At 46.0% G+C, this 20321-nt stretch carries 20 protein-coding genes; 15 read left to right on the top strand and 5 right to left on the bottom strand.

The features are described from left to right. The first annotated feature begins 80 nt into the window (after positions 1-80). Genes D9A03_RS01050 through D9A03_RS01065 form a run of 4 tightly spaced genes read left to right on the top strand, consistent with a single transcriptional unit; the run spans position 81 to position 3723 of the window. A complete protein-coding gene (locus D9A03_RS01050; protein WP_120495388.1) occupies positions 81-629 on the top strand; it encodes a shikimate kinase in 549 nt (182 codons plus the stop codon). 50 nt (positions 630-679) lie between these two features. Then, positions 680-1813, top strand: coding sequence for a 3-dehydroquinate synthase (aroB, locus tag D9A03_RS01055; RefSeq protein ID WP_120495389.1), 1134 nt, complete (start codon positions 680-682; stop codon positions 1811-1813). A gap of 38 nt (positions 1814-1851) precedes the next feature. Continuing rightward, positions 1852-3120, top strand: a complete 1269-nt coding sequence (locus D9A03_RS01060) for an HlyC/CorC family transporter (RefSeq protein ID WP_120495390.1) — start codon at positions 1852-1854, stop codon at positions 3118-3120. Positions 3121-3159: 39 nt separating this feature from the next. Next, complete coding sequence (locus tag D9A03_RS01065; RefSeq protein WP_120495391.1) at positions 3160-3723, top strand: DUF2889 domain-containing protein; 564 nt, start codon at positions 3160-3162, stop codon at positions 3721-3723. A 25-nt stretch (positions 3724-3748) separates the two neighbouring features. Here the strand turns inward: D9A03_RS01065 and D9A03_RS01070 are convergent, their stop codons facing one another. Then, complete coding sequence (locus tag D9A03_RS01070) at positions 3749-4105, bottom strand: ribbon-helix-helix domain-containing protein (protein WP_216825347.1); 357 nt, start codon at positions 4103-4105, stop codon at positions 3749-3751. After that, the gene (locus tag D9A03_RS01075; RefSeq protein WP_120495392.1) at positions 4106-4399 is read right to left on the bottom strand and encodes a BolA family transcriptional regulator; all 294 of its coding nucleotides are present in this window, start codon (positions 4397-4399) and stop codon (positions 4106-4108) included. 286 nt (positions 4400-4685) lie between these two features. On the opposite strand from D9A03_RS01075, the gene D9A03_RS01080 reads away from it, so the two are divergent. The 11 genes from D9A03_RS01080 to D9A03_RS01130 all read left to right on the top strand — a co-directional run bounded on the left by D9A03_RS01080 (position 4686) and on the right by D9A03_RS01130 (position 17020). After that, entirely contained in the window at positions 4686-5279 is a 594-nt protein-coding gene (locus D9A03_RS01080) for a J domain-containing protein (RefSeq protein WP_162937910.1), read from the top strand. Between the two features lie 50 nt (positions 5280-5329). Continuing rightward, entirely contained in the window at positions 5330-6325 is a 996-nt protein-coding gene (cobS, locus tag D9A03_RS01085; RefSeq protein WP_120495394.1) for a cobaltochelatase subunit CobS, read from the top strand. A gap of 30 nt (positions 6326-6355) precedes the next feature. After that, positions 6356-8209 (top strand): cobaltochelatase subunit CobT, encoded by a 1854-nt coding sequence (gene cobT, locus D9A03_RS01090; protein ID WP_120495395.1) that lies wholly within the window; start codon positions 6356-6358, stop codon positions 8207-8209. A 225-nt stretch (positions 8210-8434) separates the two neighbouring features. After that, on the top strand, positions 8435-8554 hold the full coding sequence (hemP, locus tag D9A03_RS01095) for a hemin uptake protein HemP (RefSeq protein WP_256386276.1): 120 nt from the start codon (positions 8435-8437) through the stop codon (positions 8552-8554). A 130-nt stretch (positions 8555-8684) separates the two neighbouring features. Beyond that, positions 8685-10736 (top strand): TonB-dependent hemoglobin/transferrin/lactoferrin family receptor, encoded by a 2052-nt coding sequence (locus tag D9A03_RS01100; RefSeq protein ID WP_120495396.1) that lies wholly within the window; start codon positions 8685-8687, stop codon positions 10734-10736. Positions 10737-10744: 8 nt separating this feature from the next. Next, positions 10745-11824, top strand: coding sequence for a TonB family protein (locus tag D9A03_RS01105; protein ID WP_120495397.1), 1080 nt, complete (start codon positions 10745-10747; stop codon positions 11822-11824). Positions 11825-11851: 27 nt separating this feature from the next. After that, positions 11852-12928, top strand: coding sequence for a hemin-degrading factor (locus D9A03_RS01110; protein WP_120495398.1), 1077 nt, complete (start codon positions 11852-11854; stop codon positions 12926-12928). Between the two features lie 103 nt (positions 12929-13031). Further along, positions 13032-13847, top strand: a complete 816-nt coding sequence (locus D9A03_RS01115) for a hemin ABC transporter substrate-binding protein (RefSeq protein WP_162937911.1) — start codon at positions 13032-13034, stop codon at positions 13845-13847. Beyond that, positions 13801-14940: an iron ABC transporter permease gene (locus D9A03_RS01120; RefSeq protein WP_254054950.1), complete on the top strand. Its 1140-nt coding sequence runs from the start codon at positions 13801-13803 to the stop codon at positions 14938-14940. Before D9A03_RS01115 ends, D9A03_RS01120 begins: the two co-directional genes overlap by 47 nt. Beyond that, the gene (locus D9A03_RS01125; RefSeq protein ID WP_162937912.1) at positions 14937-15728 is read left to right on the top strand and encodes a heme ABC transporter ATP-binding protein; all 792 of its coding nucleotides are present in this window, start codon (positions 14937-14939) and stop codon (positions 15726-15728) included. The genes D9A03_RS01120 and D9A03_RS01125 overlap by 4 nt, the downstream gene beginning before the upstream one ends. A gap of 167 nt (positions 15729-15895) precedes the next feature. Further along, positions 15896-17020 (top strand): esterase-like activity of phytase family protein, encoded by a 1125-nt coding sequence (locus tag D9A03_RS01130; protein WP_120495402.1) that lies wholly within the window; start codon positions 15896-15898, stop codon positions 17018-17020. Here the strand turns inward: D9A03_RS01130 and rpmB are convergent. From rpmB to D9A03_RS01145, 3 genes are all read right to left on the bottom strand, one after another. Next, a complete protein-coding gene (gene rpmB, locus D9A03_RS01135) occupies positions 16987-17283 on the bottom strand; it encodes a 50S ribosomal protein L28 (protein ID WP_046509460.1) in 297 nt (98 codons plus the stop codon). The two genes, D9A03_RS01130 and rpmB, sit on opposite strands and share 34 nt — an antisense overlap. 169 nt (positions 17284-17452) lie before the next feature. After that, the gene (gene meaB, locus D9A03_RS01140) at positions 17453-18442 is read right to left on the bottom strand and encodes a methylmalonyl Co-A mutase-associated GTPase MeaB (RefSeq protein ID WP_120495403.1); all 990 of its coding nucleotides are present in this window, start codon (positions 18440-18442) and stop codon (positions 17453-17455) included. Positions 18443-18458: 16 nt separating this feature from the next. Then, positions 18459-20318 carry an ABC transporter ATP-binding protein/permease gene (locus D9A03_RS01145; RefSeq protein ID WP_120495404.1) on the bottom strand — a complete coding sequence of 620 codons (1860 nt, stop codon included), beginning with the start codon at positions 20316-20318 and terminating at the stop codon, positions 18459-18461. Positions 20319-20321: the final 3 nt, after the last annotated feature.

Consider the following 20321-nt stretch of genomic DNA (forward strand, 5'->3'; position numbering starts at 1 on the left):
ACATTCTTTTCCTTTTGTTTCAGAGAAATCCTTTCTATAGGCTAGGCTTAAGTGATTAATGTGAATCGGTAAAAGGTACGATGTCATCAAACGGGAACTTTACTCCCCCAAAAACTGTTGTTCTCGTTGGTTTAATGGGTGCAGGGAAAACATGTATAGGCAAAAAGCTGGCACAGGCTTTGAAATTGCCTTTTGTAGATGCTGATGTCGAAATAGAAAAAGCTGCGGGCTGCACAATTTCCGAAATCTTTGAAGAGCACGGCGAAGCCTATTTTCGCGACAGAGAACGATTGGTTATTCAACGTCTGCTGGAAGGGCCCGTTCAAATTCTGTCAACAGGGGGCGGTGCCTTCATGGACGAACTCACCCGAAATACCATAGCCGAAAAAGGTATCTCGCTCTGGCTCAGAGCAGATCTGGATATTCTTGTTGAACGGACATCTCGTCGTAATCATCGGCCTCTTCTTCGAAACAGTAACCATCGCGAGATATTATCCCGATTAATCGAAGAACGTTACCCCATTTATGAACAAGCAGATATCATTACTGAGTCAGAAGAAGGTTCCGCAGACCTGACAACAGGTAATGCCCTGGAAGGACTTCAACGCTTTTGCCACAAATCGTTGTAAATAAAAGCGGAACAAGTCAGTAACGAAGCCACCTACGAAGATAGAATAGAATGCGCACAGAAACCTATGAACGGCTAACACTTGATTTAGATGACCGCAGCTACGACATCCTTGTCGGCGAAGGTTTAGTCGCCAATGCTGGCTCACTTGTTCGTCCCTTCATAAAACAGGATCGAACTTTCATCATTACAGATGAAAACGTCGCCAAACACCACCTGCCGACTCTGGAAACTGCTCTTAAATCAAAAGATATAAAAAGTCACACACTGATTTTACCTTCTGGCGAGCAAACCAAAAGCTTTCGCCAACTGGATCACGTAATCGACTTTCTGCTTGAGCACAATATCGATAGAAAATCGACACTCATAGCCTTTGGTGGCGGCGTCATTGGCGATTTGGCTGGCTTTGCAGCAGCCGTTGTAATGCGAGGCATTGATTTTATTCAGATCCCGACAACTCTGTTATCTCAGGTAGATAGTTCAGTTGGCGGAAAAACAGGCATTAACACAGCACGAGGTAAAAATCTGGTTGGCAGTTTTCATCAACCAAAACTTGTTCTTGCTGATACAGGCTTACTTGAAACCTTGCCTAGAAGAGAGCTCCTCGCCGGCTACGCAGAAGTTGTGAAATACGGGTTGATTAACGATCCTCAGTTTTTTGAATGGCTGGAAGACAAGGCAGGAAAAGTTATTTCCGGCGACATATCTGCCCGAACACATGCCGTGCTTGTTTCCTGTGCAGCAAAGGCCAAAATCGTTGCCCAGGACGAAAAAGAGTCTGGTGCACGGGGACTGCTTAATCTGGGACATACCTTTGGGCATGCTCTAGAGGCAGAAACAGGATATAATGGATCTTTGCTTCATGGCGAAGCCATCTCTATTGGTATGGTTATGGCACATGATTTATCAGCCGAGCTTGGTTTGTGTTCGGAGCAGGACGCCAAAATCGTTCGCGCACACTTTGAGAATATCGGCCTGCCGATATCAACAGATTATGTATCTTCTAATGCTTTGGGTGGAAAAAAACTTGAAGTTTCCCGCCTGATGGATCACATGAGCAGAGATAAAAAAGTAAGTAACGGACGCCTGACCTTTGTTATGACAAAAGGCATTGGTCAGGCTTATCTGGATAACGCGGTAGACATGGCGGTGGTTTCTGATTTTATGAAACGCTTTATTGCCTGAATGCTCGTTCCGCCTTATCCACAACCCCTGAAAGGGCCATGGAAACAGAGTTAATTCTCTCAATCGGTGCCATTGTGGTACTGCTCGCAATCTCCGCCTTTTTTTCTGGCGCAGAAACCTCAATGACAGCGTCTTCAAAGCCACGCATGCATACGCTTGAGCAAAGCGGGGACAAGAAAGCCAGAATTGTTAACAAGCTTTGGAGTGCAAAGGAAAGGCTTATCGGGTCAATCCTGCTGGGAAATAACCTCGTCAACATTTTAGCATCCGCTCTAGCGACCTCGGTCTTGATCCGCCTGTTTGGTGAGGCTGGTGTTATATATGCGACCCTCGCGATGACCGCTCTGGTACTTATATTTGCCGAAGTTCTCCCCAAAACTTATGCTTTGAGACACTCTGACAAAGCAGCTCTTACCTCTGCGCCAATCTTGCGACCAATCGTATTCATTTTTGGACCGATTGCACTCGCGGTTGAAATCATCGTTCACGTCATCCTGACGATATTCACCAGTACAAAAGCAGATTTGGAAAACAGCGAAGTTGCTGAAGAAGAATTACGTGGTGCGATTGACCTTCACGAAGGTGAAGGAAAAGAGGTCCGCCACGAGCGTGAAATGCTCAGATCTATTCTTGATCTAGATGATGTTGAAGTCGATGAAATCATGACCCATCGACAGGATGTCAATTCAAGCGACATTGACCAGGCACCAGCACAAGTTATCGAAGATGTTTTATCCAGCGCCTATACCAGGATCCCGCTTTGGCAAGATAAGCCCGACAATATCGTTGGCGTTTTACATGCCAAAGCCTTGTTACGTGCAATTCGTGCTCATGAAGGCGAGTTGGATAAAAACACGCTGATCGAAATTGCCAGCAAGCCTTGGTTTATCCCGGAATCGACAAGCCTTCTTGCCCAGCTCCATGCCTTCCGGGATCGACATGCCCACTTTGCCATCGTTGTCGATGAATATGGCGAAATGCAGGGTATCGTTACACTTGAAGATATTTTGGAAGAAATTGTCGGTGACATATCAGATGAACATGACATTGACATCGAAGGTGTTCAGACCGTTACAGAGAATGAATTCATCATCAACGGTACTGTAACCATCAGGGATTTGAACCGACAATTTGAATGGAGACTTCCCGATGACGAAGCGGCAACATTGGCCGGGCTTATTTTACATGAAGCACGCCAAATCCCTAAAGTAGGACAAACCTTTGTTTTCCACCGCATGAGGTTCGAAATTCTGGAACGTAAACGTCATCAGATAACGTCAATACGTGTATCTCCTGTCCCGGAATAACCTAAAACGGAAACTCTATAATAACAGAGGTCACCACATATGCCCCTACCCCCGGCAAAGAAGCGAAAACATCTTCATCAACGACGTTATGACTTTCAGGGATATGAGCGTGAAGATAATCTATGGGATATTGAAGGACGCATTACAGATGTTAAATCCTACCCCTTTGACAACCAGTTCAGGGGCACAATCGAACCTGGCGAAGCCCTTCATGATATGTGGATCCGCTTGACAGTTGATATTAACTTTATCGTTCAGGATGTAGAAGCCTGTATTGATGACAGTCCCTATTCAATTTGCCCTTCAATCACACCAAACTTCAAAAGAATCATTGGATTGAAAATTGGTCCGGGATGGCGTAATGCCATTCGACAAACTGTTGGCGGCACTGAAGGATGCACACATCTTGTTGAAATGCTGGGGACAATGGCAACAGTTACATTTCAAACCCTTTATCCGGCGATGATAAGAAATCAGGCAAAAACCAGAAATGAAAAGAAGCCTTTGAGGCGCCCGGGTATTATTGGCACCTGTCACGCGTATAGTTCTGATGGAGAGATTGTCAAGCACGAATGGCCGGATTTCTATACCGGCAGCTCCTAGAGTACCGATAAGAAACCGCAGTTATTTATTTCTTAGATATTGTTGGATATTGCGACACAGGAATCGGCTTCCAGCCTCTTTTTTCCTGAGCTGCTGTTCTGAAATACGATAACGTAAAAACCCGGATTGCAGCAGTTAAACTTGATTGAACCCGCCTTCCTTCAACAAGATTACAAATCTCGTTCAAGGCAAGGCCTTCACGTTCGCAAATCTCGCCTAGCCCTCGCCACATCATAGGCTCTAAACGCAATGATGTACGCCGCCCGCGAATCGTTACATTCTTCAGAACCAGGTCATTTTCTCCAGCCAGTCGCTTCATCTCCTTTTGGAGATCTCGTCGACTTTGCGAAAGAAATGACATCTTATCATTTTCTTTCGCCATTCAGGAAACACCTTTACCTGTAGAATCTATCTCTGCAGGAGTGTTTGCCTTAATCTGCAAAGCGTGAATTGTTGATGCAAGCTCTTCTTTTAACAACTCATGAACCATTCGTTGTCTGTTAATCCGATTAACACCCGCAAACTTTTCAGAAACAACTTCTATCGAAAAATGGCTTTCCCCGCCTTCACGATATCCAGCATGGCCAATATGATGATGCGAATCATCCGTTACCACAAGGTAAGAAGGCAATAATCCTTCCCGCAATCGCGCGTCAATTGTTTCTGTCATTCCCATGGTACTGCACCTATTACCCATAGATATCAACTTGATAATGCCAGTATAGTACCTATCAATACACCACATTTTCAATGTAATTTAAAAAATTACCCTTAAAATGACGTTAATTCACGTTAATTTCACGCAGTTATTGTTCGGGATGACCGATAAAACAAGACCCACTACTGATCATTCACCTGCTCACAAAATGTAAGCATACAAAACCTTTGGTCTTAATTATTCCATAAGGCTGGTACTTGTATCAGAACCTAAGAATCACCATAATTCGACTATGAAAAAATCTATGCATGACGCTTCGTTACAAACACCTTGGGACCCGGCAGAAGCTAAAAACTGCTGCGAGGCCAAAGGCTGTGAAAATGCCGGCGAGTATCGTGCACCAAAATCCAGATTTAAATTAAATAGCTACTATTGGTTTTGTCTCGACCACGTCCGTGAATACAACACTGCCTGGAATTACTGCAAGGATATGGACGTTGCCGACGTAGATAAATTGCGCCGACAAGATGCCGTTTGGGGAAAACCAACCTGGCCACTGAATGGAGCAGGAAAAGAAAACTACGCAAAAAAACTGGATGATTTGGATAAAGCCTGGCGTTCTTTTGCCGGATATGACAACAACCAGTCAGAACAAGCACAAAAATTTATACCCGAGGAAGAACGAAAAGCTCTTCGTGTATTGGGACTCGAAACAATAGAATCCTTAAAAGAGATCAAAAAACGCTACCTGACACTGGTTAAAGAACTGCACCCGGATACAAATGGTGGCGCAAAAGGAGCAGAAGATCGGCTCAAAAAGGTCAATCAGGCCTATAGCCTTTTAAAAAACAGCATTTTTGTAAAAGAAATACTTCAAGAAACCGACCTGACGTCCTAGTGTAACGTCCGAGAAACAATAACACCCTAACAGCAAGTATGGATGCGACGATGTCCTCTAAAGTAATTGGCCATGGCGAAATGATCATGGGCGGCCCGGATACAACAGTTTCAGCTCGTGAAGCTTTTGGTATAGACAGTGATATGCAGGTACCTGCATTCAGTACACGTAACGAATACGTTCCAGAAGAAGATCCAACGTATCAGTTTGATCATGACACAACATTGGCGTTGCTCGCGGGCTTTGCCTTTAATCGTCGCGTGATGATTCAAGGATATCATGGAACAGGTAAATCAACCCACATTGAACAGGTGGCATCTCGCCTGAACTGGCCTTGTATTCGTGTCAATCTGGATAGTCACATCAGCCGTATTGACCTTGTTGGTAAAGACGCCATCGTCCTGAAAGAAGGCAAACAAGTCACTGAATTCCGCGAAGGTTTGATGCCTTGGGCGCTACAACGTCCTGTTGCTCTGGTTTTTGATGAATATGATGCCGGCCGTCCTGATGTAATGTTTGTTATTCAACGCATTCTAGAGGTCGAAGGTCGGTTGACTCTGCTTGACCAGAACCGTGTGATTACGCCACATTCATCTTTCCGATTGTTTTCAACAGCAAACACTGTTGGGTTGGGCGACACCACGGGACTTTACCATGGGACTCAACAACTCAATCAAGGTCAGATGGATAGATGGAACATCGTTTCCACACTGAACTATCTTCCGCACAAGGATGAGATGAATATCGTACTGGCCAAACATCCAGAATACGATACGGAAGAGGATCGTGATCTCATTGCAAACATGGTTTCCTTAGCTGATCTAACACGGAGCGGCTTCATTAATGGTGATATTTCTACCCTTATGAGTCCGCGTACTGTTCTGTCATGGGCCGAAAATGCAAAAATCTTTGATAACATTGATTTTGCCTTCCGCCTCACTTTCCTGAACAAGTGTGATGAAATGGAACGACCACTCGTGGCAGAGTATTTCCAAAGATGCTTTGGACGCGAACTCGCAGATGGCAGTGAAAAATCTTCGTCATAATCGACGAGGATCAAGACGGTAAGTGCAGGTATGAGTAAAGCTGAAACGCCCTTAGAACAGTTTAAACGCGCGACATCATCCACAGTCAAAGCTATGGCAAAGAAAAGCGAGCTCAGTGTCGTTTTTTCCGCGAATGGCCGTGGCTTGAACGGTGATGAACTCAGGCTCCCCATGCCTGCCAAAGATTTACCCGAAGAGGATGTGCAGCGTATTCGCGGACGGGCAGATTCAGCATCTCTCCGCCTGCGGTACCACAATACAAAAACACATCAAAAGCTGAAACCGACTGATAGCCAGGCCGCTGCTATATTTGATTCGGTTGAACAAGCCAGGTGCGAAGCCCTGGGCATGTCCCGTATGGAAGGAGTAGCCCAAAACCTTGAAGCCCTGCATGAGGATACGCTTGATCAATTGGGGTATGGCAATGCTGTTACCTCAGATGATGTTCCCCTGAACGAAGCTATGGCTGTTTTGGCCCGGGAAGCCCTGACAGGAAGACGCCTGGAAAAAACATCTGCCAAAATTGCTGAAATCTGGCGCCCCAATCTCAGTCAGGAGATTTTCGAAACTCTTGATGGCCTGGGGGAACACGTAGCAGATCAGGCACAGTTTGCCCGTGCTTTACAGGATCTGCTCGGCCAACTTGATTTTGATCTTGAGGACAGCGAAGAATCAGAGGCTGAAGAACAGGATGATCAGGATCAGCTCGACGATACGTCCGAAGATCAGGATCAACAACAAACGTCAGAACAATCAGCCCCTATGGAAGCTGAAAGCAGTGATCAGGGTGACGCCGAAGGTGCACCCGATGACGGCGGGGAAAGTGACGGACAGCAGATGGATGGCCAGGGTCAGGAATCTGCAGGGTCACCAGATCAGCAGCAACCAGAGTTTGATTCTGATCACAACTTTTCTGCGGCTCATGGCTATTCCTCGTTCACGACACAGTTCGACGAAATTATCGAAGCACAGGATCTGTGCGAAGATGAAGAGTTATCCCGCTTAAGAGAACTGCTGGATAAACAGCTCTCTCACCTGCAAGGTGTCATCTCCAAACTGGCGAACCGTCTGCAACGACGTTTGATGGCACAACAAACCCGGAACTGGGAATTTAATCTGGAAGAAGGTTTACTTGATACAGCGCGCTTGACCCGCGTTGTAACAAACCCCTTGCACTCACTCAGCTTCAAACAGGAAAGCGATACTGAGTTCAAAGATACGGTTGTAACACTCTTGATTGATAATTCCGGTTCTATGCGCGGACGCCCGATTACCATCGCGGCAATGAGCGCAGATATTCTTGCCAGAACACTGGAACGATGCGGTGTTAAAGTCGAAATCCTGGGCTTTACCACAAAAATGTGGAAAGGCGGACAATCACGGGAACGCTGGATTGAGCAAGGTAAACCCGGAAATCCGGGCCGCCTGAACGATCTTCGACACATCATCTATAAAAAAGCTGATGCCCCGATGCGCCGATCCAGAAAAAACCTCGGTTTGATGCTGCGCGAAGGTATTCTCAAAGAAAACATTGATGGGGAAGCTTTGTTGTGGGCGCACAACCGTTTGCTCGCCAGAACAGAACACAGACGTATTCTCATGGTTATTTCTGATGGTGCCCCTGTTGATGATTCGACCTTGTCTGTAAATAGCGGTAGTTATCTGGAAGATCATTTACGCGAAGCCATTGATCTCATCGAAAAACGCTCACCTGTCGAGCTTCTTGCAATTGGGATTGGGCATGATGTTACCCGCTATTATAAACGCGCCGTCACAATCAGTGACGCTGAACAACTTGGCGGTATAATGATGGAGAAACTCGCAGAGCTGTTTGCGGAAAGCCCAAGAAGCACCGATAGTTCTTTGGAAAGTATCAAGCGTTAACCTTACCTGAAGTTCTGACTAACTTTTTGATCCCACAGCTTACATCAAGCTTGTGGGGTTATTTCTAATAATGATTCGCAAATATACTTGACACTTATCAATCACAGAACTATTAGTTGCGAATGATTTTCAATATCGGCTTTTATAATGGTGCCTGACAACTTAAAGAACACACAAAGTCCCATAGATGCCCCCGTGGATAATATGGGCAATCGCTCTGGCCAAATGCCACGAGTTTCTGCAGAAACTTTGATGCAAAATAACAGAGAAATCGTCATTGAATACCAAGGTAGTGATTACCGTCTTCGCATAACCTCTAATAACAAGCTGATACTTACGAAATAACCTCGTCTCTCGGGTGCAAAGAGAGATCGCCAGCCAGCTCGCCACCTTGTCAATCTGACAAAAAGCCAGCCAGCCAGCAATGTTACATCAACATTCTCCGGTTTGGTTTTTTTGATAAGGTGCATGATCCGTGCAATATATTTCTTACAAAGGGCTCTTGCTTGCAAGCGCGGCTCTGGCTCTCCTATCCACGCCTCTAAAGGCACAGGACAACACTTCTGTAGACAGTGAAGATACAGAAACAGTCGCCTCGGACCAACAGCCTGTCTTTACCTTTGATACTATCTCTGTAACCGCTTCGCGTGACGAAAAGCTTGCGATTGATAGCCCTGCCTCAATCTCAATCGTAACCGAAGAAGAGATTGATCGTCGTCAAGCTGAAACAGTGCACGATCTCCTAAAAGATTTACCGAGTGTTGAGTTAGAAGGTGGGACAAGAAATACAGTTATAAAACCATCCATACGCGGCTTGGGTGGACAACGGGTTGTCACACGAATTGATGGCGCCCGGCAAAACTTCAATTCTGGGCACAAGGGCGGTTTGTTTATTGATCCAGCTTTGTTAAAGCAAGTTGAAGTTCTTCGTGGGCCTGCCTCAACAATTCACGGCACAGGGGCCTTGGGTGGCGTGGTTGCTTTTGAAACAAAAAGTGCTGACGACTTTCTGGAAGCTGATGAGAAATATGGCGCTCAAATTTCGACTGGCTTCAGCACAGTCGATAATGGCGTTCATGGTAATTTAACAGGTTACGCCCGTCCCATAGAAAACATTGATCTCATGGCAAGTGTAACACGACGCAAAACAGATGATTACGATGCTGGTGACGGAAAGAAGAGAGCCTATACTGATGATGATTTGGTTTCAGGCCTTATCAAAGGTGGCATTGACATTGCCGATTTCCATCGATTAGGTCTTTCATACAGACTATATCGTGACGATCATAATCTACCTGCCACACCAGATGGATTGAGTACCTCTTCAATCGTTGAACGCGAAAGTAAAGAAGACAGCTTTGTTTTAGATTATAACTACGACAACCCCGATAATCAGTGGTTTGATAGTGCTTTTAAAGCTTACTATAACGTAACAGATATTGATGAAGTCAGAATTTCAGACGGACGCCACCAAGAACGAACCTTGGAAACATTGGGCCTGGAAGGCTTCAACACATCTCATCTGAGCTTACATGATAACGCTCAGTTGGCTGTAACCATTGGCGGTGAGATCTTCCAAGATACCCAAGAAGGTGAAAGTAACGGCGCCGATATTGGCGGATATCCCGATGCCGAGCGTAATATTTACGGTGTTTATCTAGACAATACTTTGACTCTTTTTGAAGACCTCGAACTAACCGCCGGTCTTAGATATGACTCCTATTCTCTCGAAGCAGACGGAGAACAGGATTCAGAAGAGACATCGACATCCCCTCGCTTTGCCGTCAGCTATCAAGTACTGCCGTTCCTACAGCCATACGTAAGTTATGCGGAAGCTTTCAGAGCCCCGTCATTAGGAGAAACTTACGCTTCAGGATTACACTTCCCAGGCGGAGGACCAGTACCAAACAACTTCTTTGTTGCGAACCCGAATTTAAAACCGGAAACAGCAAAAACATGGGAAGTTGGGGCAAATATCAAGCACGACAACCTTTTCCTCAATGACGATGCACTACGGGCCAAAGTTTCTTACTTTAGGAATAACGTTGATGATTTCATCGAACTAAATGTCGATGTTGCTGGCGGAACCACAACAAGCAGCAACGTAACAAAAGCAAGAATACAAGGTTTTGAAGCCGAAATTCATTACGACACACCTACCGTTTATGGATCACTTAGTGGTTCGAGAATTCGTGGTAAAAATTCGGACACTTCAGAACCCCTATCAGGCATTGCCGGTGACAAAGCAGCTTTGATGTTAGGATATCATTTCCAGGATATCGGTCTTGATCTCGGTGGTCGTGTTCTTGCTGTTCGTGATCAGGAACGCGTCCCTAATGGAAATGATGAAATCGACGGTTACGCCACCTTTGATGTCTTTAGCACTTGGGATGCCCGCGACTATGTTCCTGGCCTAAAAATCAATGCCGGTATCGATAACATTCTCGATAAAAACTATCGACGCGGAGCCGCCGTTCTGGATGAGCCCGGACGTAACTTCAAAGTTACAGCCAGTCTGAAATTCTAGGGGGTGTCATGCAGGGGGTCACAGTGATTAGATGGATCATCAGTTGCACAGTTGCATTTGCCCTTCATCTGGGCATACTGCTCTGGTCTGGAAAAATCCTGCCCCCTGCTTCGACAATATCATCAGAAAGTGCTTCTCTTGAATCAGGGAATCAACGTTCGGTTTCTTTGGCCACGGCTAACTTAAAAGACACGTCACCAGCCCCAGTAGAAAAAAATACGCCTTCAAAAAAACCAAGTGTACCAGATACAAAACCAGAACTGGCACTAGTAACTTATCCTGACAAACAACAATCTGTTATCAAGACAGTTCAAAAGACAGACACAATCCCGGCAGAAAGCCGCGCTCTAACTGAACTTCTACCAAAAGCAGAAACACCAACAAAAGAAAAAGTTACTGAGAACAAAGTTCCGACAGTTCCACAAGTCGTTCAAGAAAAAGCTGTTATTCCCCCAAAACCAAAACCCAAGCCCAAAGCGCCTTTGAAAGTTGCGGCACTGGAAACATCTACAAAGGTTAAAGAGAAACAGCATTACGACTTAGAAAAAAACGCCAAGCCTGAAAACCCAAAGAAACAAAACGTTTCCCCCGAAGCAACCAAAGTGCTTTCACCAACGACTTCGGAAAACATAAAGCCCGAAAAACAGCAGGAAACGGCACAACAGGCGAATATAACGACTGTTCAAAGCCCACAAAACAAAGCATCAAATCAATCCGGTTTCCTGAAGCAAGCAGGTCAGAGCACAAAAGGCTTAAACCAAAAGGGATCGTCCAACAATCAAATCGCTTCACTGACATACAACGATTTGCCACTGCTCACTCAGCCATCTTTTTCGCGCCCACCGCGTCCACCAGAATATCCACAACGGGCGAAACGCAAGAAACTGCAAGGCAACGTAGTTCTCAGAGCCAAAATAGATCGAAGCGGCATTGTACAGGAAATCCGTGTCTGGCGTTCATCAGGGCATCGCTTGCTCGACAAAGCAGCAGAAAAAGCCATGCGTCAATGGCGTTTCACCCCAGCACGTCAAGGCGGTATCACAACCGCCTCGTGGGTAGAGTTTCCCATTAATTTTTCGATCAGATAACAAGATTGCAAATTCAGGAGCATCGTCATGCATACCGCCCCCTCAATTGAATACAAAACACCACTAGAAGCATGGACAGATCTAAGCGCAGGAACAGCAAAGGGATATGCCCGCGACATTGCCCGCGCGATGAATATTACAGAGGGGCAACTTGTTGCGGCTGGCGTAGGTGACAATGTCATTCGCCTTGAAGCCGAATGGGGGCAACTCATTCAGGAGCTTGGTTCACTTGGCGATGTAAAAATTATTACCCGTAATGAGCATGCTGTTCATGAGAAGGTAGGACTCTTTGATAAAATCAGTGCAAAAGGCCCCATGGGCATCGTCCTTAATCGTGAGATCGACCTGAGACTATTCCTAACCAAATGGGCATTCGGCTTTGCAGTCACAACCGAAACCAGCAGCGGAAAGAGAAAAAGCCTTCAGTTCTTTGATCACGAAGGTACTGCTATTCACAAGATTTTTCTGACTGCAAACTCTCATGAAGATGCTTATCAAACACTTGTTGATCGCTATAAAGCAGTGGAACAATCTTCTGAACTTCAACTGGAAAGTTACGATCCTGCCAACGCCCCGGCTACAGATAACACCATTGATCTTGAATCTCTAAAAAACGGGTGGGCGGCTCTAAAGGATGTGCATCAGTTTCACGGACTTTTGAGAAAACACAACTGCGACCGCCACCAAAGCTTCAGACTGATTGGCAAAGAGTTCGCCGAGAAACTAACACCAACTGCCTTAAAAAGTGTGTTGGAGCAATCCGTAACGGACAACATTTCCATTATGGTTTTTGTAGGCAACAAAGGATGCATTCAAATACACACAGGCCATATTGAAAAAGTTAAAGAAATGGGACCTTGGATCAACATTCTTGATTCCGGTTTCAATCTGCATCTCAGACAAGATCACATTGCAGAAATCTGGCTGGTTAGAAAGCCGACCAAAGACGGCGTTATCACAACCCTCGAAGTTTTCAACGACAAACAGGAAAGTTTTGCTCTGTTATGCGGAGAACGTGAAATGGGCCAACCGGAAAACATTCACTGGCAAAACATGCTCGAGAATCTGGAGCGTCATGCAACAGTTTCAGCTGCTGCAGAATAGTTGGTGGGAAAATAGTAAAATGTATAGAGATACCCCCATGTTTTTTAGCCCTGGTTATATACCAAAGCGTTATAAAACAATCATAGTGTTTTTGGTTTGTCTTTTGACTACAATAATTGGCAGCCAGGCAAGCGCAGATGCAAACCGGATCATAACGCTCGGAGGCCCTGTTACAGAACTTGTCTATGCTCTTGAAGCAGGAGACAAAATTGTTGCTACAGATACAACCAGTGAATACCCGGCAGAAGTCCTTGACCTACCCAAAGTGGGCTATATCCGGCAACTCTCTGCGGAAGGTCTTTTAAGCCTGAAGCCTGACCTGATTATTGCTTTGGAAGGCTCTGGCCCTACGCATGTTTTGGAAACTATTCAGGCCGCAGGCATCAAGGTGGTCGAAATACCCAAACTGGTCAACATGGCATCCGTTGCCACAGGGATTGAGTTGATTGCGGCCCAAACCAATCAACAGGCATTGGGAAAATCACTCAGCACAACGATATCAGCACAACTTAAAAAGCAATATACCGCAGTTAAAGATCTGCCTGAAAAACCTTCTGTTCTTTTCCTCCTGAACACAGGCCATGGCGGTCCCATGACTGCAGGCGGGGATACTGCCATTGATACAATCATCACCTACGCTGGTGCAAAAAACATCGCGGCTGATTTACAAAGTTTCAAACCTTTGGCCAGCGAGTATATCCTTGGCAACAACCCTGATTATATCCTGATGTCAAAAAAATCTCTCGAGATAAGTGGTGGCGTTGAAGCCCTTGTGAAAGACCCGCTTTTGGGAAAATTGTCCGCGATACAGAATGGTCGCATCGTCACACTTGATGGTACGCTTCTTTTTGGCTTGGGGCCAAGAACCATAGATGCTGTGGAAACCCTGTCTTCCCAGATCAACAAACAGAAACTCTGAACGAACAATGGCCCAGGCCCTGGCAGCAACCCCAAAACGTCGCAAACTAAAAAACAATAAAAAGCCTTATTATACTTTAGGAGGGTTGTTTTTTATTCTTATCATATCTTCAATCATATCACTTGGTATTGGGGGGGTAGCAATTTCGCCCCTGTCAAACATTGAACATTTTGCAGCTTATATCGGTTTGGGCGAAAGCAAACTTGAATTACACCAAGTGCTCGTCATAGAATCGATTCGCCTCCCCCGGATTGTTCTGGGACTTGTCATCGGTGCCTCTTTGGGACTTTCCGGTGCCGTGTTGCAAAGCCTGTTCCGTAACCCCTTGGCTGACCCAGGTTTAATTGGTGTTTCCTCCGGTGCTGCATTGGCTGTTGTTTCCATCATCGTACTGGGCGACACATTCTTTGCTGCATTTTTAGAGTTGACCCGTAATTTTGCACTCCCTGTTGCCGCCTTTACCGGAAGCTTGCTTACCACAGCATTAATTTATCACCTGTCCAGACGTGACGGCCTGACAGATGTAGCCATGATGGTGTTGATGGGCATTGCCGTGAATGCAATTGTTGGATCACTTATCGGGTTACTCACCTATCTGGCCGATGATGCAGAACTAAGATCTCTGACCTTTTGGTCCATGGGGAGTCTTGCTGGCGCGGGGCAAGCAGCGTGGCCCTCTGTTTCAATTATGATTATTGCTTCACTCTTTTTGCTGAAACTTTCAAGCCCTCTCAACCTTTTCCTTCTGGGCGAAGCCGAGGCCCACCACTTAGGCATTCCAACAGAACGAATCAAACAACAGGCCGCTATTGCGGCTGCTTGTGCGACGGGTGCTGCAGTGGCTGCGGCAGGCATGATTGGCTTCATAGGCTTGATTGCCCCCCACCTCTCTCGCTTGATTGGCGGGGTGGATAACCGCTTTGTTTTACCGGCTGCTGCCTTGATTGGGGCAAACCTCATTGTTATTGCCGATACGATCGCCCGCATTATTGTGTTACCAGCCGAGCTTCCTATCGGACTGGTCACAAGCTTTATTGGCGGCCCTTTCTTCTTCGCTCTTCTGTTCCGTGAATTCAAAAAGAGGCGCATGTGACTCTCAGAGCAATCGCAATTGATATAGAGATCAATTCAACGAAGCTACTAAAAGGTATATCGCTGGAACTCACTCCGGGGAAACTCTTGGGTGTCTTGGGGCCTAATGGTGCCGGAAAATCAACTTTGTTAAAGGCACTATCCGGTGATCTTTCCCCGACACACGGAACAATTACCCTTGATGATATCCCTCTTCAGAAATGGCAAAGTATAAACCTCGCCAAACGACGTGCCGTCATGCCACAAGCATCACAGTTGGTTTTCCCTTTCTCTGCACATGATGTGGTTGCCATGGGGCGATGGCCTTACGAGAAGCTATGTTCACCTTTTATCAACAGGCTCGCGGTAGAAAAAGCCATGATCCTTGCGGGCATAAAGCATCTCGCGGATCGTCCTTACCCCGTCTTGTCGGGGGGTGAAAAACAGCGCGTGCAACTCGCCAGAACCTTAACCCAGAGCATCGGCCTGACAGGCGATACAGAAACAAAATTTCTGTTACTGGATGAGCCAACTGCAGGTTTGGACATTGCACATCAGCACGCTGTTCTAGCCGCAGCCAAGAAACAGTGTAAAGAGCGAGGTACGGCAGGTCTTGCTATTCTCCACGACCTCAATCAAGCCGCTCAATACTGTGATTCAATTGCAATCATTTCAAACGGCACATTAATATCCAACGGTCCAACTCCTGAAGTGATGGAACCTGAGCTTTTGTCTGATATTTTTAGCTGCAATATATCAAGATCTATAGATAGTACATCTTCGACCCCTGTTTTTCTTTCTTCAATCTGAGCCGAGAAATATCTTTTAGTTCATATTCTTATGCCCTTCGGGGCTTCTTTCTTAGCAAACCAAAATACTTTGCCTTACAAAAGTCACAGCCTCTTCACCCTAAATTCATAAAGAATGCCAATAATCGTTTATGATACTTAGAACAAGTGGGACAGAGGCAGGCAGGAATGATCACCAGAGTCCTATGTATTATAGCTAGCATAGCCATCTGCTTGATGGGCTATACAGCCTATCTGGACAGAAGTTTGGAGGTCATCGAAGTCGCTAAAATTCCCCTCACGATCAAAGCCGTTCCTGTTCCGAACCAACAGCCAATCGCCCGAACAACAGAGTTTAAAAAAGCTCCTTCTCTTCATTGGCGCGGCGGTATTAAGATCAGTTCACCTCATAAACGCTTCGGCGGTTTGTCAGGGCTGGAAGTTTCAGCGGATGGGCGTTCTCTTTTAGCTATTGGAGACAAAGGACTCTGGTTTACCGGACGTTTGAATTACGACTTGAACGGTAACCTTTTATCTCTCACAAACGGTTTGCTCTCAACGATGAGGGGAACACAAGGTCAAAACTTGATTCGCAAAAAGGATCGGGATAGTGAATCAATTGCTCTGGCAGATAATGGGGCAATTTATGTTAGTTTTGAACGCGATCATCGCATTCTTGAATATTCAGCACCTCTAGCAACAACAACAGGTTCTATCCGTTTACCACGTGAATTCACAGATATCGCCTCAAACAACCGCGGTATCGAGGCTCTGACCTGGCTCACTGGTGATTGTCTTTTGGCCATCCCGGAACGAACAACAACAGCAACATCAAAACAAGGGAGCGTCATAGAAGCCTATCTATGGCACCAGCAGAGTTGGGACAAACTTTATCTTGAACCCAATAATAACTTCCTTCCAACCGGGTTAAGCAGCACTCCCGAAGGTGATTTGTTACTTCTTGAGCGAGAGTTTTCTTTTTTGGAAGGTTTCAAAACCAGCTTGAGGTTCTTTCCCGCATCAGAAATTCAAACTGCTTTATCCATGCCAGATTATGTAATGCGAGGAGATGTACTTGCGACATTTGAAGGTGCACAATCCATTGATAATATGGAAGGCATCAGTAGTCGGATCGGTGCAAAGGGCGAGATCCTGATCTATCTCTTGTCAGATGACAATCTTAGCTTCGCACAGGATACACTATTATTGATGTTCGAATTACAAAAACAAAGAAAGCCCGCTGGCAAAAGCACAGCGGGCTGTTCTAAGAATAAGACTGCTTATTCAGCTGCTTTGGAAACCAAAGCTTTCTGAACGCGCTTTTTCATTTCCCGAGCTTTTTTGCCCAGTTTTTCAGATGGTGTTGACAGCAAGAATGCGTCAAGACCACCGCGCTTTTCGATGGTGCGGATAGCTGCAGTGCTCAGACGGAACTGAACAGTCTGACCTAGAGCATCGCTCAACATCGAAGTCTTTTGAAGATTTGGCAGGAAGCGACGCCGTGTTCTATTCTTAGCGTGGCTCACATTGTTGCCAGTCTGTACCTCTTTGCCGGTAAAGTCACAACGGCGTGCCATGGTTTTAATCCCGTAAACTCGATGAAAATAAAAATCTAATGCCAATACGTCGGCTCGGCGCGAGTTTTAAGACACAGTCGTCCGAGGGTCAAGATAAAAGCACGATTCATTCAAAGATTCGTAACGAATCTGTAAAAACGCCAAGTTTACAGCGTTTTATTATCATACATCAGGCCTTGAGAAAGATATTCAGCAGCTTTCTCGCCGCCGTAGCAGGCGCAATTCTACCAGAAACTACATCGGATTCCACCTTTTCAAGAGCCTTATCAATCTCTGGCTTGTCCTTAAAAGCAAGCAGAAGAGATTCTTTAATCTCACTCCACATCCAGGAAACAGCCTGCTTCACCCTCTTATCAGGTATCTCATTACTTTCCCAAAGCTTAGTTCTGAATTCTTCTATCGCTGACCAGATTTCATCAATACCTTCATTATGCAGTGCAGAGCATTTCTTAACCCTGGGCTTCCAGTTCGAACTGGAAGGGCGCATCAAGCCCAAAGCCGCATGGTATTCTGCTGCGGCCCGATTTGCTGCCGGCGCAAGATCACCATCCGCTTTGTTGACGACAACCATATCCGCCAGCTCCATAATCCCCTTTTTAATGCCCTGTAACTCATCACCACCGCTCGGCAGTAATAGAAGCAGGAACATATCAACCATCTCAGCAACAGCTGTTTCTGACTGACCAACACCTACGGTCTCAACCAAGATGACATCAAAGCCCGATGCTTCGCACAACAACATAGCTTCGCGAGTTCGTCGCGCAACCCCGCCAAGCGTTGCCCCAGCCGGAGAGGGGCGTATAAAGGCTGCCTCTTGCCGGGACAGAATCTCCATACGGGTCTTGTCCCCAAGGATAGAACCACCCGTTCGCTGCGACGACGGATCGATGGCCAAAACGGCGACACGAAAGCCTTTACCGATTAAATGCATCCCGAAAGATTCAATGAAGGTTGATTTACCGACCCCTGGAACACCGGAAATACCAATCCGGATAGACTTCCCGCTCATCGGTAAGATTTGTTCCAGCAAAAGGTCTGCATCTTCCCGGTGATCTACCCGAGTTGACTCAATAAGGGTAATTGCCTGTGCCAATGCACGCCGTTGCCCATCAGCAATACCCTTAATCAGCGTCCCGATCTTGTCATTATCTTTCGTCATAATGTCGCTTAACCTACTACACTATCTCACCAACCGGATCATCTTGCCCAGCTGCCTTCTCAACTTCAGCAACCTTCTGTGCAACTTCTAACTGACGACGCCACATTTCAGCATAGTGCCCTTCTTTTTCAAGCAACTCACGATGCGTACCACGTTCTTCAATCCTGCCTTGTTCAAGGACGATGATCTCATCCGCATCAACAACAGTAGAAAGACGGTGGGCAATAACCAACGTCGTTCTGTCTTTGGATACATCATTGAGGCTGGCCTGAATTTCCTGCTCTGTTCGACTATCCAATGCAGACGTTGCCTCGTCAAACAACATGATTGATGGATTTTTAAGAACTGTTCTGGCAATGGCAACACGCTGTTTTTCTCCGCCAGAGAGTTTCAACCCACGTTCTCCCACGACGGAATCATATCCATCCGGTAATGACAGAACAAAGTCATGAATCTTGGCAAGCTTTGCAGCAGATTCGACCTCTTCACGCGAAGCATCCGGTCGTCCATAAGCGATGTTGTAGAGAATTGTGTCGTTAAATAACACGGTGTCTTGAGGCACGATACCAATCGCCTGACGAAGAGATCCCTGTTTCACCTTAGCAATATTCTGCCCGTCAATTAGAACTTCACCAGCATCCAAATTATAAAAACGGAAAAGCAGACGACTGATTGTGGACTTACCAGCACCACTAGAGCCCACAATGGCCAGCTTTTTACCTGCAGGAACTGTAAAGCTAACACCTTTCAGGATAGGCCGGCGCTCATCGTATCCAAATTGGCAATCTTTAAACTGAATTTCAGCACCGCTAACGGTCAACTCATTTGCATCCGGCTCATCTTTGATCTCAAGATCTTTGTGGAGCAACTCGAACATGGTATGCATGTCTATAAGTGCCTGACGAATTTCCCGATAGACAAACCCCAGAAAATTCAACGGCATTGCAAGCTGCAACAGATAAGCATTGACCATGACAAAATCACCCACGGTCATTGCACCATCTACAACACCATAGGCAGACATGATCATCATCAGACTGGCCCCGAGCGAAATAACGCCGGACTGGACAATGTTTAGGCTGGAAAGGCTTGTTCGGCTGCGAATAGCCGCGTGTTCATAAGCAGCAAGACCGCGATCATAACGTTTGGTTTCATGCTCTTCATTGCCAAAATACTTAACTGTTTCAAAGTTTAATAAACTATCCACAGCTTTGGTATTGGCATCGTTATCAGCCGCATTCATATCTCGGCGTAGCGTTATCCGCCATTCAGTAATACGGAGAGTCAGGAAAATATAAGCAAGGATTGTCACAAGTGGAACGACCGCAAAACGCCAGTCAAACAAGAACCAAAGCAGGATACAGACAACCGTTATTTCAATAAGCGTCGGAATGACATTGAACATCAAGAAGGTGAGCATAAACTCAATCCCCTTGGTTCCCCGATCAATCGCTCGGGTTACGCCCCCAGTTCTGCGTTCGATATGGAAGCGTAAGGAAAGTGAATGCAAATGCCGAAAGGTAACTAGAGCCACACTTCGGATGGCATTCTGCACAACCTTTGCAAACAGGCCTTCACGAATATTATCAAAAGCAATAGCACCAACTCTGGCAGTACCATAGGCTATCAAAAGGCCAAGCGGGACAACAAGCAGCGTTGGGTCATCTATACTCAACGCATCAACCGCACCTCTTAGAATATAAGGCACGGACACATTTGTGAGCTTTGCAAAAATCAAAAGCGCAAAACAAAAGATAATCCGAGCCTTAAGATCAAAGCGACCTTCCGGCCAGAAATAGGGCAGCAGTGTTTTTAGAGTATCCAACTGGCTGTTATCGCCCTCTGACTTAGGAACATCTTCACGCATCCGGCGCATATA

Origin of the sequence: Kiloniella sp. EL199 (assembly GCF_900313065.1) — a bacterium.
Classification (GTDB): domain Bacteria; phylum Pseudomonadota; class Alphaproteobacteria; order Kiloniellales; family Kiloniellaceae; genus Kiloniella.

Excerpts from the sequence above, each read along its gene's own strand:
- cobT (WP_120495395.1), top strand. The coding sequence starts at position 6,356 with ATGAGTAAAGCTGAAACGCCCTTAGAACAGTTTAAACGCGCGACATCA.
- D9A03_RS01080 (WP_162937910.1), top strand. The coding sequence starts at position 4,686 with ATGCATGACGCTTCGTTACAAACACCTTGGGACCCGGCAGAAGCTAAA.
- D9A03_RS01075 (WP_120495392.1), bottom strand. The coding sequence starts at position 4,399 with ATGGGAATGACAGAAACAATTGACGCGCGATTGCGGGAAGGATTATTG.
- D9A03_RS01050 (WP_120495388.1), top strand. The coding sequence starts at position 81 with ATGTCATCAAACGGGAACTTTACTCCCCCAAAAACTGTTGTTCTCGTT.
- cobS (WP_120495394.1), top strand. The coding sequence starts at position 5,330 with ATGTCCTCTAAAGTAATTGGCCATGGCGAAATGATCATGGGCGGCCCG.
- meaB (WP_120495403.1), bottom strand. The coding sequence starts at position 18,442 with ATGACGAAAGATAATGACAAGATCGGGACGCTGATTAAGGGTATTGCT.
- D9A03_RS01145 (WP_120495404.1), bottom strand. The coding sequence starts at position 20,318 with ATGCGCCGGATGCGTGAAGATGTTCCTAAGTCAGAGGGCGATAACAGC.
- D9A03_RS01065 (WP_120495391.1), top strand. The coding sequence starts at position 3,160 with ATGCCCCTACCCCCGGCAAAGAAGCGAAAACATCTTCATCAACGACGT.
- D9A03_RS01105 (WP_120495397.1), top strand. The coding sequence starts at position 10,745 with ATGCAGGGGGTCACAGTGATTAGATGGATCATCAGTTGCACAGTTGCA.
- D9A03_RS01110 (WP_120495398.1), top strand. The coding sequence starts at position 11,852 with ATGCATACCGCCCCCTCAATTGAATACAAAACACCACTAGAAGCATGG.
- hemP (WP_256386276.1), top strand. The coding sequence starts at position 8,435 with ATGCCACGAGTTTCTGCAGAAACTTTGATGCAAAATAACAGAGAAATC.
- D9A03_RS01060 (WP_120495390.1), top strand. The coding sequence starts at position 1,852 with ATGGAAACAGAGTTAATTCTCTCAATCGGTGCCATTGTGGTACTGCTC.
- rpmB (WP_046509460.1), bottom strand. The coding sequence starts at position 17,283 with ATGGCACGCCGTTGTGACTTTACCGGCAAAGAGGTACAGACTGGCAAC.
- D9A03_RS01120 (WP_254054950.1), top strand. The coding sequence starts at position 13,801 with ATGCTGTGGAAACCCTGTCTTCCCAGATCAACAAACAGAAACTCTGAA.
- D9A03_RS01070 (WP_216825347.1), bottom strand. The coding sequence starts at position 4,105 with ATGGCGAAAGAAAATGATAAGATGTCATTTCTTTCGCAAAGTCGACGA.
- aroB (WP_120495389.1), top strand. The coding sequence starts at position 680 with ATGCGCACAGAAACCTATGAACGGCTAACACTTGATTTAGATGACCGC.
- D9A03_RS01130 (WP_120495402.1), top strand. The coding sequence starts at position 15,896 with ATGATCACCAGAGTCCTATGTATTATAGCTAGCATAGCCATCTGCTTG.